Annotated in this window: 15 protein-coding genes; 10 read left to right on the forward strand and 5 right to left on the reverse strand. The window is 61.5% G+C overall.

Going from position 1 to position 16,177, the window contains the following annotated elements; translation table 11 throughout:
- The first annotated feature begins 229 nt into the window (after positions 1-229).
- Positions 230-853 carry an HAD family hydrolase gene (locus tag KUA23_RS08435; protein ID WP_252993747.1) on the forward strand — a complete coding sequence of 208 codons (624 nt, stop codon included), beginning with the start codon at positions 230-232 and terminating at the stop codon, positions 851-853.
- Here the strand turns inward: KUA23_RS08435 and KUA23_RS08440 are convergent.
- Positions 850-1,755: a LysR family transcriptional regulator gene (locus tag KUA23_RS08440; protein WP_252993748.1), complete on the reverse strand. Its 906-nt coding sequence runs from the start codon at positions 1,753-1,755 to the stop codon at positions 850-852. The two genes, KUA23_RS08435 and KUA23_RS08440, sit on opposite strands and share 4 nt — an antisense overlap.
- Positions 1,756-1,857: 102 nt before the next feature.
- Between KUA23_RS08440 and KUA23_RS08445 the strand changes: the two genes are divergently transcribed.
- Positions 1,858-3,027, forward strand: a complete 1,170-nt coding sequence (locus KUA23_RS08445) for an aspartate aminotransferase family protein (RefSeq protein ID WP_252993749.1) — start codon at positions 1,858-1,860, stop codon at positions 3,025-3,027.
- A gap of 121 nt (positions 3,028-3,148) precedes the next feature.
- Here KUA23_RS08445 and punR read toward each other — a convergent pair whose 3' ends face one another.
- Positions 3,149-4,063: a DNA-binding transcriptional activator PunR gene (gene punR / locus KUA23_RS08450; protein WP_078047476.1), complete on the reverse strand. Its 915-nt coding sequence runs from the start codon at positions 4,061-4,063 to the stop codon at positions 3,149-3,151.
- A gap of 122 nt (positions 4,064-4,185) precedes the next feature.
- Here punR and punC point away from each other — a divergent pair, with 122 nt between their 5' ends.
- The gene (gene punC, locus KUA23_RS08455) at positions 4,186-5,370 is read left to right on the forward strand and encodes a purine nucleoside transporter PunC (protein WP_252993750.1); all 1,185 of its coding nucleotides are present in this window, start codon (positions 4,186-4,188) and stop codon (positions 5,368-5,370) included.
- Between the two features lie 127 nt (positions 5,371-5,497).
- Here the strand turns inward: punC and KUA23_RS08460 are convergent, their stop codons facing one another.
- Positions 5,498-6,331 (reverse strand): nucleoside-binding protein, encoded by an 834-nt coding sequence (locus KUA23_RS08460; protein WP_252993751.1) that lies wholly within the window; start codon positions 6,329-6,331, stop codon positions 5,498-5,500.
- Between the two features lie 158 nt (positions 6,332-6,489).
- On the opposite strand from KUA23_RS08460, the gene KUA23_RS08465 reads away from it, so the two are divergent.
- Positions 6,490-7,992, forward strand: coding sequence for a nucleobase:cation symporter-2 family protein (locus KUA23_RS08465; RefSeq protein ID WP_078050883.1), 1,503 nt, complete (start codon positions 6,490-6,492; stop codon positions 7,990-7,992).
- Between the two features lie 44 nt (positions 7,993-8,036).
- On the opposite strand, the gene KUA23_RS08470 is transcribed toward KUA23_RS08465, so the two are convergent.
- Together KUA23_RS08470 and KUA23_RS08475 are read right to left on the reverse strand one after the other, a co-directional pair.
- A complete protein-coding gene (locus tag KUA23_RS08470; RefSeq protein ID WP_078047479.1) occupies positions 8,037-8,969 on the reverse strand; it encodes a proline iminopeptidase-family hydrolase in 933 nt (310 codons plus the stop codon).
- Between the two features lie 92 nt (positions 8,970-9,061).
- Entirely contained in the window at positions 9,062-9,826 is a 765-nt protein-coding gene (locus KUA23_RS08475) for a LuxR family transcriptional regulator (RefSeq protein WP_078047480.1), read from the reverse strand.
- Positions 9,827-10,009: 183 nt separating this feature from the next.
- Here KUA23_RS08475 and KUA23_RS08480 point away from each other — a divergent pair, with 183 nt between their 5' ends.
- From KUA23_RS08480 to KUA23_RS08505, 6 genes are read left to right on the forward strand one after another with little or no spacing between them, the layout of a single operon-like run.
- Positions 10,010-10,897 (forward strand): proline iminopeptidase-family hydrolase, encoded by an 888-nt coding sequence (locus KUA23_RS08480; RefSeq protein ID WP_099494464.1) that lies wholly within the window; start codon positions 10,010-10,012, stop codon positions 10,895-10,897.
- Between the two features lie 3 nt (positions 10,898-10,900).
- The gene (locus tag KUA23_RS08485; RefSeq protein ID WP_012722919.1) at positions 10,901-11,848 is read left to right on the forward strand and encodes an ABC transporter permease; all 948 of its coding nucleotides are present in this window, start codon (positions 10,901-10,903) and stop codon (positions 11,846-11,848) included.
- A complete protein-coding gene (locus KUA23_RS08490) occupies positions 11,845-12,702 on the forward strand; it encodes an ABC transporter permease (protein ID WP_252993752.1) in 858 nt (285 codons plus the stop codon). The genes KUA23_RS08485 and KUA23_RS08490 overlap by 4 nt, the downstream gene beginning before the upstream one ends.
- On the forward strand, positions 12,699-13,655 hold the full coding sequence (locus KUA23_RS08495) for an ABC transporter ATP-binding protein (RefSeq protein ID WP_078047483.1): 957 nt from the start codon (positions 12,699-12,701) through the stop codon (positions 13,653-13,655). The genes KUA23_RS08490 and KUA23_RS08495 overlap by 4 nt, the downstream gene beginning before the upstream one ends.
- Positions 13,652-14,623: an ABC transporter ATP-binding protein gene (locus KUA23_RS08500; protein WP_252993753.1), complete on the forward strand. Its 972-nt coding sequence runs from the start codon at positions 13,652-13,654 to the stop codon at positions 14,621-14,623. Before KUA23_RS08495 ends, KUA23_RS08500 begins: the two co-directional genes overlap by 4 nt.
- Before the next feature lie 32 nt (positions 14,624-14,655).
- The gene (locus KUA23_RS08505; RefSeq protein ID WP_099494469.1) at positions 14,656-16,170 is read left to right on the forward strand and encodes an ABC transporter substrate-binding protein; all 1,515 of its coding nucleotides are present in this window, start codon (positions 14,656-14,658) and stop codon (positions 16,168-16,170) included.
- Positions 16,171-16,177 lie beyond the last annotated feature (7 nt).

Genomic DNA, 16,177 nt, shown 5'->3' on the forward strand with positions numbered 1-16,177 from the left:
CTGTAGCAACTGGCTTGCTGCGAGAGCCGGGCTTGCCCGCGATGCAGGCACCGAGGTGTAGCTGATACACCTCGGTGATGTCATCGCAGGCAAGCCAGCTCCCACACCCACCCTTTCCGCCAGTTGATCTGTTTGTTATTCAGAGCCCTCCTACGCGTCAACGCGTGACCCCTGCCGACCAGAATCTGCCAGACTTCATCCGCTATCACTCACGCTAACGGAGGATCTGATGACGATTCGTGCAGTAGTTTTTGATTTCGGCGGTGTCCTGTTCGATTGGAACCCGCATCACCTGTATCGCAAGCTGATTGCCGACGACCGTGAGCGGCAATGGTTTCTCGACAACATCTGCACCCAGGCCTGGAACACCGAGCAGGACGCTGGCCGCACCCTGGCAGATGGCACCCGCAGCCTGATCGAGCAACATCCCCATCATGAGCGCCTGATCCAGGCCTATTACGACCGTTGGCACGAAATGCTGCGTGGCCCGTTGCCAGACGGCGTGGCGATCCTCAACGCGTTGCACCAGGCCGACATGCCGCTGTTCGGGCTTACCAACTGGTCTGCCGAGACGTTCCCCTATGCGCGGGCCAATTACCCGTTCCTGCAGTACTTTCGCGACATCCTGGTGTCCGGCGAGCTGAAGCTGATCAAGCCGGATGCGTCGATCTATCACGCCAGCCTCAGCCAGGTACGCGCCCACTTGCCGGATATCCAGCCGGCTGAAGTGGTGTTTATCGACGATGTTGCCGGCAATATCGAAGCGGCGGTTGCCTTGGGTTGGCAGGGGATTCACCACGTATCGGCCGAGCGTACGGCGGCGCGCCTGCGCGAATTAGGCGTGGACTACTAGCGCGCCCACTTCTCCATGGCGAAATCCACAAAGGCGCGCAGCTTGGGCAGGCGATAACGGTCCTGGCCGTAGAGCAGGTGCATCGGGCGGCTGGGCAGTCGATAGGTGGTCAGCAAGGCCACCAGCTTGCCGCTGTCCAGGTCCGGCTGCACCAGGGCATCGGCCAGCATGATGATGCCCATGCCGTTTACAGCCGCCTGGCGCAGACCTTGCGAGCTGTTGATGGTCAATGAGCCAGACACCGGAATTTGCACCTCGCCGGCATCGTCGGTCATGCGCCAGAGCTTTTCGGAGTCGCGCCAGTTGTCACTTGCCGGGTAGGCGAACGCCAGGCAGTTGTGCCGCTGCAGGTCATCGGGGGTTTGCGGTGTGCCGTGTCGCGCCAGGTAGGCCGGTGACGCGCAGAGGGTGAGGGTGTAGTCCTGCAATGGCCTGGCGATCAGGCTGGAGGTTTCCAATTCGCCAAGACGGATCGCTACGTCGAAGCCGCTGTCGACCAAATCCATGCGCTCATTGCTCAGGACCACGTATAGGTTGATCTGCGGGTAGCGCCGGGAAAACTCGCTCAAGGCTGGTGTCAGGCGTTCGGTGCCGAACACGGGGGGCGCGGTGATACGCAGCGTGCCTTTGGGAATGTCGCTGTGGGCCTGCTCGGCCAGCTGCTCGGAGTCGGCCACCAAGCCCAGTACTTCCAGGCAACGCTGGTAATACTGCCCACCAAATTCCGTAAGGCTTTGTTTGCGCGTGGTGCGCTTGAGTAGGCTGACCCCCAGTCGCTGCTCCAGGGCGCGCAAATGGTTGCCGACCATGGTGGTGGACATCCCACAGGCCTGGGCCGCCGCCGTCATGCTGCCGGTCTCGACCACTTTCACGTACACCGACATTGCCTGGAACAGATCCATTATCAAGTCCTGGTTTAAAGTCATTGCAGAGATGTGCAGTTTATCCAGCTCAGGTGGCTAACGATACTGCAGTCATTCCTACGATGCACCGGAGCCCGCACCATGACCGCCGCCTGCCTGATGACCACTTACCAACCCCTGGCCCTGAGCTTCACCCGCGGCCTCGGCACGCGCCTGTGGGACCAGCAGGGGCGCGAATACCTGGACGCCGTGGCCGGTGTGGCGGTGACCAATGTCGGCCACTCGCACCCCAGGCTGGTGACGGCGATCAGCGAGCAGGCTGGCTTGCTGTTGCATACCTCCAACCTCTACAGCATCGACTGGCAGCAACGGCTGGCCCAGCGTCTCACTCAACTGTCTGGCCTGGACCGCGCCTTTTTCAACAACTCCGGTGCCGAAGCCAACGAAACCGCGCTGAAACTTGCGCGCCTGCATGGCTGGAAAAAAGGCATCGAGGAACCCTTGGTGGTGGTGATGGAAAACGCCTTTCATGGCCGCACGCTCGGCACGATGGCGGCCAGCGATGGGCCGTCGGTGCGCTTGGGCTTCCAGCGCTTGCCGGGGGATTTTCTCAAGGTGGCCTTTGGTGATATCGCTGCGATAGAAGCCATCACACACGCATTCGGCGCGCGTATCGCAGCGGTACTGCTGGAGCCTATCCAGGGTGAAAGCGGTGTGCTGCCGGCCCCGCCGGGCTACCTGCTGGCCCTGCGTGACCACTGCACGCGCTACGGCTGGCTGCTGATGCTGGATGAAATCCAGACCGGCATCGGTCGCACCGGCGCCTGGTTCGCCTTCCAGCAGGAAGGCATTGTCCCGGATGTGATGACCCTGGCCAAAGGCCTCGGCAACGGCGTGCCGATCGGTGCCTGCCTGGCCCGGTCCGCCGTGGCCCAATTGTTCACACCGGGCAGCCACGGCAGCACCTTCGGCGGCAATCCCTTGGTGTGTCGGGTGGGGTGCACCGTACTGGACATCATCGAAGAACAAGGCTTGCTGCAGAACGCCGCGCAGCAGGGGGAACGCTTGCTGGCGCGGTTGCAGGTAGAGCTGAGCGAGCACCCGCATGTACTGGCGATTCGCGGGCGGGGGTTGATGATAGGTATTGAGCTGACCCACCCTTACCGGGACCTGGCCCTGCGTGCCGCTCAGGAGCATGGGTTGTTGATCAATGTGACGCGCGGCAAGGTCATACGCCTGCTGCCGCCACTGACCCTGGATGCCAAGGAAGTCGAGATGATCGTGCGAGCCATTACCCGTCTATTGGATTGAAATGACATTCACCCTGTGGGAGCGGGCTTGCCCGCGATAGCGGTGTATCAGTCGAAATATTGGCAAACTGACACGCCGCCATCGCGGGCGAGCCCGCTCCCACAGGGGATCTCCATGGTTGTCAGGGATCGTTTCCGTTCAGCCACTCCTGGTTCATCGTCTCGGTATCCCCCAAATACTCCAACAACCACGCCATGGCCGGTGAAAGCTTGCTCTGCGCCCAGGCCACGCACGACGGGCTGGCCGGAAACGGTCGGCTCAGTCGCAACGCCACCAGCTCACCGCGTTCGATCCACGGCAGCACCTGGTGCGCCGGCGCCATGCCGACACACAGGCCATCGCGCAGGCAATCGATTGCCGAGGACCAATTCGGCACAACCAACCGGCGCTGGTTATCCAGGGTCCAGGTGTCGCGCTTGGGCAGGTTGCGCGAAGTGTCGGTCATGCACAGCGAAGCAAAGGGGCGCAGCTGATCGTCGCTCAGCAACCCGTCGACGCTCGCCAGCGGATGCCGCGCGCTGACCACGCAGAGCCAGTTCAACAAGCCCATGTCGCGAAAGGTAAAGTGACTGGCCACCGGCACCGCGCTGGTGGCGCCGATCACAATGTCAGTGCGCTCATCCGCCAACGCATCCCACACGCCGTTGTACACCTCGTACTCCAGCAACAGCTCGACCTCGGGAAACTGCCGGTAGAAATCCACCACCAACTGCCGGCAGCGCTGGGGTTTGACGATGGAGTCCACCGCCACCTTCAACTGGCCACTCCAGCCATTGGCGACCTGCTGGCACAAGCGCCGTGTGCCGAGCATTTTTTTCATCACGCCACGGGCTTCGTCGATAAACAAGCGGCCCGCAGGTGTCAGCTCGACGTCGCGGTGGCGCCGCACGAACAGCGGCACCGCCAACCATTCTTCAAGCTGGCGCACCGTATAGCTGATGGCCGACGGCACCCGGTGCAGTTCCTGGGCGGCCGCGCTGAAACTGCCATGCCGCGCCACTGCATCGACCACATCCAGGGAATATTCGGACCACATGGCGGTTGCCTTCAAAAATATTGATAAGAGTGTCCAATTATTATCGCTTCACACATCAACTGCCAGCTTCATAATGGGCGCCAGTCAGCAAATAGTTTGATGGCAGGATTAGCAAGGCTTCGATGAAAAATTCTTTTGGTTTCACTGGGTATTTGGCGGGGCTGAGCATGCTCGGTTACCTCGCCATGGACATGTACTTGCCGGCGTTCGGCGCTATGGGCGAGCAGTTGCAGATTGGCGCAGGCGCGGTAGGCGCCAGCTTGAGTATTTTCCTCGCCGGCTTTGCGGTGGGGCAGTTGTTATGGGGGCCATTGTCCGATCGCCTGGGTCGCAAGCCGATCCTGCTCGCTGGCCTGAGCCTGTTTGTACTGGGCTGTGCGGGGATGTTCTGGGTCGAGACCGCGCCGCAATTGCTGGCGCTGCGCTTCATCCAGGCGATCGGCGTGTGTTCCGCCGCCGTCAGTTGGCAGGCGCTGGTGATCGATCGCTACCCGGCAGATAAGGCTCATCGTGTGTTCGCCAGCATCATGCCGCTGATGTCGTTGTCGCCTGCGTTGGCGCCGCTGTTGGGCGCTATGGTGCTGAATCACTTTGGTTGGCAGGCGATCTTCGGTGTATTGCTGGGGGTGTCGGTGCTGCTGTTGCTGCCGACATTGTTCCTGCGCACGGTGGCGAAGCGTCCGACGGAGGAACGCAAACCCATGCGCCTCGGTTACGGGCAGTTGCTCACTTCCCGCGTGTTTACCGGAAATGTGCTGATCTTCGCCGCCTGTTCGGCGAGTTTTTTTGCTTGGCTGACCGCGTCACCGTTCATCTTGGGTGGCATGGGCTACAGCCCGAATGACATCGGCCTGAGCTACGTGCTGCCGACGCTGGCATTTCTGGTGGGCGGTTACAGCTGCCGCAGTGCCTTGCAGCACTTACCGGGCAAGACGTTGCTGCCCTGGTTGCTGCTGGCGTATTGCATCAGCATGGTGGCGTTGTATCTGGTTGCCACGCTGACGGTGCCGACCCTCACCACCTTGCTGATTCCGTTCTGCCTGATGGCGCTGGTCAACGGTGCCAGTTACCCCATCGTCGTGGCGAATGCGCTGATGCCGTTTGCGGAAAATTCCGGCAAGGCGGCGGCATTGCAAAACACCCTGCAACTGGGTCTGTGTTTCCTCAGCAGCCTGCTGGTGTCGTCGATGATCGAGCAACCGCTGCTGATTACCGTAATCGTGATGCTGGCGACCGCGCCACTGGCGGTGTTGGGTTACTGGCTGGCGAGGCCGAAAACCGATAGCTCCGAACTGGCTCGAATCTGAAGTGACAACGCGGTCAAAACTGTGGGAGCTGGGCTGCCTGCGATAGCATCGGCTCGGTGTACCTGATGCACCGAGTCGCTCGCATCGCAGGCAAGCCAGCTCCCACAAGTTGATTGGGTTTCTTCAGTCAGAAGGTGATTTCCATATTCACCGTCGGCGTCGATGTGCGGCTACCTCGGCCGCCGTCCACGCCGAACTTGTTATGCCAGTACTCGTAACCCACCCCAAGGTACAGGTTTGGCTTGGCGCTTTTGCCCGGTCGCACCGCCACCATCAGCGCGGTGCGCATCAGGGCCTCCGGCGCGGTGTCGCGGCCGTGGTAGTCCTCGCCTTTTTCCCCGACGTAATTGATAAAACCCTGGAATTTCGCCGCATGGTTGGCGATCTCGAACGGGCGCATCCACGTCAGGTTGAGCATGTAGGTGTCGTCGAAGGTGTGGTTCGACTCCTGCGCGCCGGGGATGCCAGTGTGGTTCCTTTCCTTGTAGTACATCAGGCTCAGGTCCAGCACGCCGACGGTGTTGAACTTCAAGGTCGGGCCGACCACCAGGGCGCGCTTCTTGGCTGAGGCGAAGTTGTTGTTGCGGTTGGCATCGAAGCCCAGGGTCAGCGCGTAATCCTTGATCAACCCGGTGCCCAGCGGCACGTCGAACACCCGCGATGCGTACAACTGGTGGCGGTACACCGCGTACACCTCGCTCCCGCCATGATCGGTGCCCTTGCGTGGGTCACGGCTGTCGGACAGGAACACATCAAGGTTGAGAAAATTGCTGCCGTACCGGTAGCCACTGGCGTGGGTGAAGCTGTAAATGCGCTTGCTGAACTCGTCGGGGTTGTTCGGGTTGGTGAATTGCTGGCCGTAGCGAAATCCTACGCTGTTGTTCATCCATTCCACCGCAACGGCCTCCCCACCGCCGAGGAGGGTGAGTGCAACGGTCGCTCCCTGTAATGCCTTTTTCATTGTTCTGGGTCCTTTGGCGTTCTGGCTCATCACGGCCGGATTGTTTTTGTAACGCCGATGGAGGGTATCTTGTTCGATCGATTGTATACAACTCTATGGACATGCAGTCCAAACATTGCATACAGTGGCCGCACAACAAAAACAGAGAACCCCTCACCATGACTATCCCGAAGGCGTCACCGCAGCGGCCCGAAGATGAGAATCTCGGCGTCGCGGCCAACATGGCTTACGGCCTGCAACATGTGCTCACCATGTACGGCGGCATTGTCGCGGTACCGTTGATCGTCGGCCAGGCGGCCGGTTTGTCACCGGCGGATATCGGCCTGTTGATCGCCGCGTCGCTGTTTGCCGGTGGCCTGGCCACGCTGCTGCAGACCCTGGGCCTGCCGTTTTTTGGCTGTCAGTTGCCGCTGGTGCAGGGCGTATCGTTTGCCGGTGTAGCAACCATGGTGGCGATTGTCGGCAGTGATGGCGCCGGTGGTGTGCCAGCGATTCTCGGGGCGGTGATGGCCGCGTCGTTTATCGGGCTGCTGATCACCCCGGTGTTTTCGCGGATCACCAAGTTTTTCCCGCCGCTGGTGACGGGTATTGTGATCACCACCATCGGCCTTACCCTGATGCCCGTTGCGGCGCGCTGGGCCATGGGCGGCAACAGCCGCGCCGCGGATTTCGGCAGCATGTCCAACATCGGCCTGGCGGCGTTGACCCTGGTGCTGGTGTTGCTGCTGAGCAAGATCGGCAGCGCGACGATTTCGCGCTTGTCGATCCTGCTGGCGATGGTGATCGGCACCGTGATCGCGGTGTTCCTTGGCATGGCCGACTTCTCCGGTGTGGCCCAGGGTCCGATGTTCGGTTTCCCCACACCCTTCCATTTCGGCATGCCGACCTTCCATGTCGCCGCGATCATTTCCATGTGCATCGTGGTGATGGTGACCCTGGTCGAGACCTCGGCGGACATCCTGGCGGTGGGTGAAATCATCGACACCAAGGTCGACTCCAAGCGCCTGGGCAACGGCCTGCGCGCCGACATGTTGTCGAGTATGTTTGCGCCGATCTTCGGTTCGTTCACCCAAAGCGCGTTCGCCCAGAACGTCGGCCTAGTGGCGGTCACCGGGGTCAAGAGCCGCTTTGTAGTGGCCACGGGCGGGTTGTTCCTGGTGATTCTCGGGCTGTTGCCGTTCATGGGGCGCGTGATCGCGGCGGTGCCCACCTCAGTGCTGGGCGGTGCCGGGATTGTGCTGTTTGGCACCGTGGCGGCCAGTGGTATTCGCACCTTGTCCAAGGTCGATTACCGCAACAACATGAACCTGATCATCGTTGCCACTTCCATCGGTTTTGGCATGATCCCGATTGCCGCGCCAAGCTTCTACGATCACTTCCCGAGCTGGTTTGCGACCATCTTCCACTCGGGGATCAGTTCGTCGGCGATCATGGCGATCCTGCTGAACCTGGCGTTCAACCATTTCACCGCCGGCAATTCGGACCAGCAATCGGTGTTTGTGGCGGGGACCGAGCGCAGCCTGTGCTTTCGTGATGTGTCGGAGCTGCGTGATGGGGATTACTTCAAGGGCGGCAAGTTGTTTGATGCCGAAGGGAGGGAGATCCCGCTGGTGGCGGATGTCCCGAGGAAAACAACCAAGCCTGAGACCTCCGAAGTCTAACGCTACCCCTGTAGGAGCCGGCAAGCCGGCTCCTACACTGGGGGTCAGTTGGCCTTGCGTTCCTTGTAATGCACGGAACACACCTCATCCAGAAACTTCACCACGGTGCCCATGCACGCCTGGCGTTCTTCCACGTGGGGCATGTGGCTGGAGTCTTCAAACAGCGCCCAGCGCACATCCGCGATTTCATCCAGGAACGGCTTGACCACCAAGGGCGTGGCCTCGTCGTGCCGGCCGGAGATCACCAGCGTCGGTACATTGATCGCCGACAGGCGCCCGGTGGATTTCCAGTCCTTCAAGCTGCCAATCACATGGAATTCAGTCGGGCCGCTCATGGCGTGGTACACGGTTGGGTCTGAATCGACCTGGGCGAAGGTGCGCGCCACTTCTTCCGGCCACGGGATGACCCGGCACACGTGATGGTCATAGAACACCCGCGACGCGGCGAGGTATTCCGGGTCCTGATAGTTGCCGACGGCTTCGTGCTTGAGCAGGGTTTCATGCACGCCTTCGGGCAACAATTTGCGTAGGCGGTTGGCTTCGCTGACCCAGGTGCGCATGCACGTCGGCGAGTTGGCGGGGATAAAGGCACGCAGGCCCTTGGGTTGCAGGATCGCGTGTTCACTGCCGAGCATGCCGCCCCAGGATTGTCCGAGGATCGCGTAGTTATCGCTGATCTCCAGATGGTCCAGCAGGTTGTTGAGTTCTTCGAGGAACAGGCCCACGGTCCAGAAGGACGGGTCTTTGTCGGGCAGGTGGGTGGAGCGGCCGTTGCCCAACTGATCGTAGTGGATCACGGCATGGCCGCTGGCCGCGACGTCCTTGAACGCGTCGACATAATCATGGGTGCATCCGGGGCCACCGTGGATAACCACCAGGGGTGTGCGGCCGCTGGAGAGGTCACCGGTGACGCGGTACCAGGTTTGGTAGGCGCCAAACGCCGCATACCCTTCGCGGATTTTTTCGATGAATTCCATTTCGTACCCTGCTCTGAAAAAATGATCAGGGACACGATAATGCGTAGGAGAAATTTAAGTAACTAGCAAAACAGCTAGGTTTTGCCCGGCGGTCAGTCGTCGAGCAAGCGGTAATGGGTGGCGCGCACCACCGCCTGGACGCGGTTCTTGGCCCCCAGCTTGTGCATCGCCGAAGCCAGGTGCAGGGTGACCACGGCCAGTGAGCGGCTCAATTGCGTGGCGATTTCGGCGGCGGTCAGGCCGTCGGCGGCCCATTTGAGGCACTCGCGTTCACGTTTGGTCAGGTGAATATGCGGGTAAGTGCGTAGCTCCTTGCTGAACAGCGGGTAGGCCGCTTCCTGCAAGGCGTGGGAAATCAGGCTGAAGTCCGACAAGGTCTGCTGCGCATCCTGCAACACACTGCGCGCCTTGCCGGTACGCAGGCCGGTCAGCGAGGCGAAGCCGCCGCGGGGCAGGTGGATCGGCACGCTGACGCCGCAGGTCAATTGCTGGTCGTGCAGGTAGGACGAAACCGGCGCATGGCAGGGATCGATGATCTTTTGCAGGGGAGTATCGGCCTTGACGTCGTAGGACCATACGAACGGCGACACCGTGCTCAGGGCCAGATGTTGCACCGGGTCGATCTGGTAGAACCCTTCGCTGCACCACAAGGTGTGCCAGTCGGGCGGGGTGTTGCGCAGTTCCAGCACCGAAGGAGTGATCAATGCACCATCCTGGTCGATCGGCACCGGGGTGTAGTCATACACCAGTGCATCGAAGCCCAATTGCTGGGCGAGGACAAAGGTGTTGTCCATCTGCTCGTCCAGGCTCCTGCCCGGCATCAGACGGTGATTTAAGGCAGTCAGCTTGGCCAGCATCCGTTCTGCTCCCGAATTCATTTGAATCTCGACTTGCTGCAAGTAGAATGCCACGCCCCGGCGAAGGACTGCCAGGCCAAACCTATAAGAAATGCTAGGTTATGGACGCGCGGCATCCTCGGTAGTGTTGGCCTGATCGCGGCCCGCTACCTGCCAGGCCGACACTACACAAGGAATGTATGCATGTGGCGTGAAATTGCCCCCGACCAGCAGTACAACGTGCAAGTCGACGGCCATAACCTCGTGGTCTACAGCTTCGGCGAAGGCGATGAGGTGCTGCTGTGCCTCAACGGCGGGCCGGGCCTGCCGTGTGACTACTTGCGCGACGCCCATGGCTGGCTCAAAGACCATAACCTGCGAGTGGTTGCATTCGACCAGCTTGGCACGGGTGCATCAGCCAGACCCACCGATATTTCCCTGTGGGAAATCCGCCGTTATGTCGAAGAAGTCGAAACCGTGCGCCAGGCCCTGGGCCTGGGCCGCGTGCATTTGCTTGGGCATTCCTGGGGCGGCTGGCTCGGCATCGAATACGCCATTCATTACCCCGACGCCCTGAAAAGCCTGATCCTCGAAAACACCGTGGGCGACATTCCGCACCTGTCCCAGGAGCTGGAGCGCCTGCGTGGCGCCCTCGGCAGCGAAACCGTGGCCATGATGCAGCGCCACGAGGCCATGGGCACCCTCGACCACCCGCAATACCAGGCCGCGATCACCTTGCTCAACTACCGCCACGTGTGCCGCCTCGACGAATGGCCCGAGCCGGTCAAGCGGTCCCTGGGCGACTGGAACATGGGCCCCTACGAAACCATGCAGGGCCCCAACGAATTCCTCTACATCGGCAACCTCAAGGACTGGAACCGCATCCCCGAGATGGCCGAGTTCAAGATGCCGATCCTGATTACCACCGGCCAGCACGACGAACTCACGCCGGCCTGTGCCCTGCGCATGAAGCTCGCAGCCCGGCACGCCGAATTGCACGTATTCCCCAACAGCAGCCATATGCCGTTCTATGAAGAACCCCAGGCATATTTCCCGGTGCTGCTGGACTTTCTCGCTCGTCACCGAGGCTGACGGATGAACCTGGCGCGCTACCGTTTTGTGCTGTCCCGGCCGCTGCAATTGCTGCCGGTGCTGTTTGGCATCAGCCTGATCACCTTTGTGCTGGTGCGCTCGATTCCCGGCGACCCGGCGCGCGCGCTGCTGGGCTCGCGCAGCACGCCCGACGCCTTGCTGAAGATCCGCGCCCAGTACGGCCTCGACCAGCCGCTGTGGCTGCAATATTTCTACTTCCTGAAGAACCTGCTCAAGGGCGACCTCGGCCAATCGCTGCTGTACAAGGTCGACGCCCTCAAGTTGATTGTCACCCGCATCGAACCCACGTTGGTCTTGGTGCTGGGCAGCGTGGTGCTGGCGCTGCTGATCGCGGTGCCGCTGGCGACGCTGGCCGCCCGCAACAAGGGCGGCTGGGCGGACAACCTGATCCGCGTGTTTACCACGGTTGGCCTGGGCATGCCGGCGTTCTGGCTGGGCTTGATGCTGATCCTGTTGCTGAGCGTGCAGTGGGGCTTGTTTCCCGTGTCCGGTTACGGCCGCACCTGGCTGGACAAGGCGCATCACATGGTGCTGCCATGCCTGACGATTGCCCTGGCGTTGTCGGCGGTGCTGGTGCGCAACCTGCGGGCGAGCATGTTGATGGAGTTGCAGGCTGACCATGTCACCGCCGCTCGCGCTCGTGGGCTGTCAGAAGCGGCGGTGTTTCGTCGCCATGTGTTGCCCAACTCCCTGGTGCCGGCGGTCAACCTGCTGGCGGTGAATATTGGCTGGCTGATCAGCGGCACCGTGGTGATCGAAAGCCTGTTCGCCATTCCCGGCATCGGCCAGTTGCTGGTGCGCGGCATCTTCACCCGCGACTACATGGTGGTGCAGGGCGTGGCCATGGTGCTGGCGTGCGCGACGGTGGTGGTCAACTTCATCGCCGACGTGGTAACCGTGGCCCTCGACCCACGGGTGAAGATGCAATGAGCAGCCGCCCGTTGATTGCCCCGTGGCGCTTGCGCCTGCGTTTTGGTTTGCGCAATGGCCGGCTGACCGCTGCGTGGGGCCTGTTGATTCTGCTGGTGTGGCTGGCGCTAGCGCTGTTTGCGCCGTGGGTCGCGCCCTATGACCCGATCGCACAGAACACTGATTTCAGTTTGCTCGGCCCCAGCCTTGCACATCCGTTTGGCACGGATAACTACGGCAGGGATATCCTTTCGAGGGTGATTTGGGGCGCGCGCATCGACCTGCAGTTGGCCATCATTGGGGTGATCTTCCCGTTCATGATTGGCACCTTCGTCGGTGCGGTCTCCGGCTACATCGGCGGGCGGTTTGACGGCGTCTGCATGCGCGTGATCGATGTGATCCTGGCCTTCCCGTTCCTGGTGCTGATGCTGGCGATCATGGCCATCCTCGGGCCGGGCCTGAAGAGCTTCTACATCGCCATGGCACTGGTGGGCTGGGTGTCATATGCGCGGCTGATCCGCTCGCAGATCCTGGTGCTCAAGGAAAGCGACTTTGCCCTGGCCGCCAAGAGCCTGGGCTTTGGCCACGGGCGCATTCTGTTCCGGCATCTGCTGCCCAATGCGATGTTTGGTTCGATTGTGTTTTCCATGTCTGACGCCGTGCTGGTCCTGCTCAATGGCGCCGCCGTCAGCTACCTGGGCCTGGGCGTGCAACCGCCAACTGCTGAGTGGGGCACCATGGTCGCCGAGGGGCAAGCCTTTATCACTACGGCCTGGTGGATTTGCACCTTTCCGGGCTTGGCCATCGTGACCCTGGCCATGGGCTTCAGCCTGCTGGCCGATGGTGTGGCACAAGTGCTGGGGGATCGCTCATGAGCCTGTTGCAAGTGCGCGACCTCAGTGTGATCGCCAACAACACCGGGCGCGATGTGACCCTGGTGGACCGCGTGTCCTTCGACTTGGCCGAAGGCGAGATCCTCGGCCTGGTGGGGGAAAGCGGCTCGGGCAAGACCATGGCCTGTCGCGGCTTGATGCGCCTGCTGCCATCGCCCAGCCTGCGCGTGCAAGGCGGTGCGGTGCGGCTGGCCGGCCAGGAGCTGCTGTCATTGGATGACGCCGGCATGCGTGCCGTGCGCGGTGGTCAGTTGGGCATGATCTTCCAGAACCCCAGCAGCCACCTCGACCCGTTGATGCGCATCGGCGAGCAGATTGCCGAGGGCATCCGACTGCATCAAGGTGCGTCGAAAAAAGACGCGCGCCTGCAGGCCATCGAGGTGCTGCGCCAAGTGGGCATCCCCGATCCCCAGGCGCGGGTCGACAACTACCCCCACGAGTTTTCGGGTGGCATGCGCCAGCGCGCGATGATCGCCGTCGCCCTCGGCTGCAACCCCAAAGTGCTGATCGCCGACGAACCGACCACGGCCCTGGATGTGACGGTGCAGGCGCAGATCCTGCGGTTGCTGCTGGACCTGCGTGATCAGCGCGGGCTGTCGATCATCATGATTACCCACGACCTCGGCGTGGTCGCGCAAACCTGCGATTCCATCGCCGTGATGTACGCCGGGCGCCTGTGCGAGCACGGCAGCAAATACGACCTGCTGGCTCGCCCGCAGCACCCGTACACTGCCGGGCTGATTGACTGCCAGCCTGCCCACAGCAGCGGCCATGCCTTGCTGCGCACCATTCCCGGTCAGCCGCCGTTGCTGGACGCGTTGCCCACTGGCTGCCGGTTCAACCCGCGCTGCCCGCAGGTCGGCACCTTGTGCACCGAGGTGCTGCCGGAAGGCGCGCGAGTCGCCTGTCATTACCCGTTGGGAGCGCAGCCATGAGCCTATTGCAGATCAAGGACCTTGAGGTGAAGTTTGCCGCGTCCGGCACTGGCCTGTTCGGCTTGAACAAACAGTGGGTGAGGGCGGTGAACGGCGTGTCGCTGAACCTGGCGGCTGGCGAAACCCTTGGGCTGGTAGGTGAGTCCGGCAGCGGCAAAAGCACCCTGGGGCGGGCCATTTTGCACCTCAACCCGATCAGTGCCGGACAGGTGTTGTTCGATGGCGTCGACATGGCCCATGGCAGCGCCATCGACATTGCTCGCCTGCGGCATGAAACCGCAATGATCTTCCAGGACCCGTACGCCGCGCTGAACCCGCGCCACACCATCGGCGAAACCCTCGCCGAAGTGCTGCGCGTGCAGCGCAAGGTTGCGCCCGCGCATATTCCCGAACGCGTGAATGAACTGCTCGACCTGGTCGGCCTGCGCCCCGAACTGGCCAGCCGCAAACCCGGGTCCCTCAGCGGCGGCCAATCCCAGCGCATCGGCATTGCCCGGGCGCTGGCGGTCGAGCCGCGCCTGATCATCGCCGATGAGTGCGTGGCGGCGCTGGACGTGTCGATCCAGGGCCAGATCATCAACCTGTTGCTGGAACTGCAACAGCGCATGAACCTGGCGATCCTGTTTATTGCCCATGACCTGGCCATCGTGCGCCGCTTGTGCGACCGCGTGGCGGTGATGTACCTGGGCAAAATCGTCGAAGAAGGCCCGGTGGAGGCGGTCTTCACGGCGCCACGCCACCCGTACACGGCGGCGTTGATCCAGGCGATTCCCGAGATTGACCCGCATCGACCATTGCCTACCGAACCCTTGCCGGGTGAACCACCGAGCCCGCTGAATTTGCCTACAGGCTGCGCCTTTCACCCGCGCTGCCGGCATGCCCGCTCACTGTGTTCCGTGGTGTTGCCGCCAACGCATTTCCTGCACGAGCATCGGTACAGTTGCGTGCTTGAAGAACCTTTGCTTTAACCCTCTGCCATTCATTAACAAGGAGTTGTGATATGCAATCGCGCCACTTGAAGTTGCTCGCCGCCGCAACGTTGACCGCCTGGTCGCTGACCGCCGGTTTCGCCCAGGCCGCTGGTGTCCTGACCATCGGCTGCCGTGAAGACAGCACCACGTTCGACCCGATCAAAAGCGCGCAAAACCGCGATACCTGGGTTTTCGCCAACGTCTACGACACCCTGGTGCGCGTCGACAACCTGGGCACCAAGATGGAACCGGGCCTGGCCGAAAGCTGGGACATTTCCAAGGACGGCCTGACCTACACCTTCAAGCTGCGTGATGCGAAGTTCTCCGACGGTTCGGCGATCACCGCCGACGATGCAGCGTTCAGCCTGCTGCGCATCCGTGACAACAAGGCTTCGCTGTGGGCTGATCCCTTCAACCTGATCAACACCGCCAAGGCATCGGACCCGAAAACCCTGGTGGTCACCTTGAAGACCCCGGCTGTGGCCTTCCTCTCGCAATTGGCGTCGCCGACGGTGTCGATCCTGTCGGAAAAAGCCATGACCAAGATGGGCGAAGACGCCTACTCGGAAAACCCGGTGACCTCCGGTGCCTTTACCGTGGACGAGTGGCGCAAGGGCGACCGCGTCATCCTGAAGAAAAACCCGAACTTCTGGCAGGCCAAGAACGTGAGCCTGGATGGCGTGGAGTGGGTGTCCGTCACCGACGACAACACGCGCATGCGCATGGTGCAGAACAACGAGCTGGACACGGCGATCTTCGTACCGTTCTCGCGGGTTGAAGAGTTGAAGAAAGACAAGAACGTGGTGATCCACGCCGACCCGTCCACCCGTGAAGATCATTTGCTGATCAACCACGACCACGGGCTGCTGGCCAAGCCGGAAGTGCGTCAGGCGCTGGACATGGCCATCGACAAACAATCACTGGTGAAGACCGCCACTTACGGCCAAGGCACCGTGGCCTATTCCTACATTCCAAAAGGCTCGCTGTACCACTACGCCAACAACCTGCAACGCCCGTATGACCCGACCGCCGCCAAGAAGCTGCTGGAGCAGGCCGGAGCCAAGGACTTGAAGCTCAACTACGTGGTCAACGCCGGCAACGAGGCCGACGAGCAGATTGCGGTCATCATCAAGGATCAACTGGCCAAGGTCGGCGTAACCGCCAACCTGCAAAAGGTCGACCCGACCCAGAGCTGGCAGATGCTGGTGGACGGTGAGTACGATATTTCGGTGATGTACTGGACCAACGACATCCTCGACCCAGACCAGAAGACCACCTTCGTGCTGGGCCACGACACCAACCAGAACTACATGACCCGTTACAAGAACGACAAGGTCAAGGCATTGGTGGCCGCTGCGCGGATCGAAGCAGACCCGGTCAAGCGTGAGCAGATGTACGTGGAACTGCAGAAGCTGGCGAAACAGGATGTGAACTGGATCGACTTGTACTACAGCCCCTACATCAACATCTCACGTAAGAATGTGAGCAACTTCCTGCAGAACCCGCTGGGCCGCTTCACCCTTGAAGAAGTGGTGAAAAACTAAACCACAC

Source organism: Pseudomonas pergaminensis, assembly GCF_024112395.2.
Lineage (GTDB): Bacteria > Pseudomonadota > Gammaproteobacteria > Pseudomonadales > Pseudomonadaceae > Aquipseudomonas > Aquipseudomonas pergaminensis.

What these genes read in the sequence shown, in the direction of transcription:
- KUA23_RS08460 (WP_252993751.1), bottom strand. Translation starts at nt 6,331, where the DNA reads ATGAAAAAGGCATTACAGGGAGCGACCGTTGCACTCACCCTCCTCGGC.
- punR (WP_078047476.1), bottom strand. Translation starts at nt 4,063, where the DNA reads ATGTGGTCCGAATATTCCCTGGATGTGGTCGATGCAGTGGCGCGGCAT.
- KUA23_RS08475 (WP_078047480.1), bottom strand. Translation starts at nt 9,826, where the DNA reads ATGCTGGCCAAGCTGACTGCCTTAAATCACCGTCTGATGCCGGGCAGG.
- KUA23_RS08505 (WP_099494469.1), top strand. Translation starts at nt 14,656, where the DNA reads ATGCAATCGCGCCACTTGAAGTTGCTCGCCGCCGCAACGTTGACCGCC.
- KUA23_RS08465 (WP_078050883.1), top strand. Translation starts at nt 6,490, where the DNA reads ATGACTATCCCGAAGGCGTCACCGCAGCGGCCCGAAGATGAGAATCTC.
- KUA23_RS08485 (WP_012722919.1), top strand. Translation starts at nt 10,901, where the DNA reads ATGAACCTGGCGCGCTACCGTTTTGTGCTGTCCCGGCCGCTGCAATTG.
- KUA23_RS08435 (WP_252993747.1), top strand. Translation starts at nt 230, where the DNA reads ATGACGATTCGTGCAGTAGTTTTTGATTTCGGCGGTGTCCTGTTCGAT.
- KUA23_RS08500 (WP_252993753.1), top strand. Translation starts at nt 13,652, where the DNA reads ATGAGCCTATTGCAGATCAAGGACCTTGAGGTGAAGTTTGCCGCGTCC.
- KUA23_RS08495 (WP_078047483.1), top strand. Translation starts at nt 12,699, where the DNA reads ATGAGCCTGTTGCAAGTGCGCGACCTCAGTGTGATCGCCAACAACACC.
- KUA23_RS08440 (WP_252993748.1), bottom strand. Translation starts at nt 1,755, where the DNA reads ATGGATCTGTTCCAGGCAATGTCGGTGTACGTGAAAGTGGTCGAGACC.
- punC (WP_252993750.1), top strand. Translation starts at nt 4,186, where the DNA reads ATGAAAAATTCTTTTGGTTTCACTGGGTATTTGGCGGGGCTGAGCATG.
- KUA23_RS08490 (WP_252993752.1), top strand. Translation starts at nt 11,845, where the DNA reads ATGAGCAGCCGCCCGTTGATTGCCCCGTGGCGCTTGCGCCTGCGTTTT.
- KUA23_RS08445 (WP_252993749.1), top strand. Translation starts at nt 1,858, where the DNA reads ATGACCGCCGCCTGCCTGATGACCACTTACCAACCCCTGGCCCTGAGC.
- KUA23_RS08470 (WP_078047479.1), bottom strand. Translation starts at nt 8,969, where the DNA reads ATGGAATTCATCGAAAAAATCCGCGAAGGGTATGCGGCGTTTGGCGCC.
- KUA23_RS08480 (WP_099494464.1), top strand. Translation starts at nt 10,010, where the DNA reads ATGTGGCGTGAAATTGCCCCCGACCAGCAGTACAACGTGCAAGTCGAC.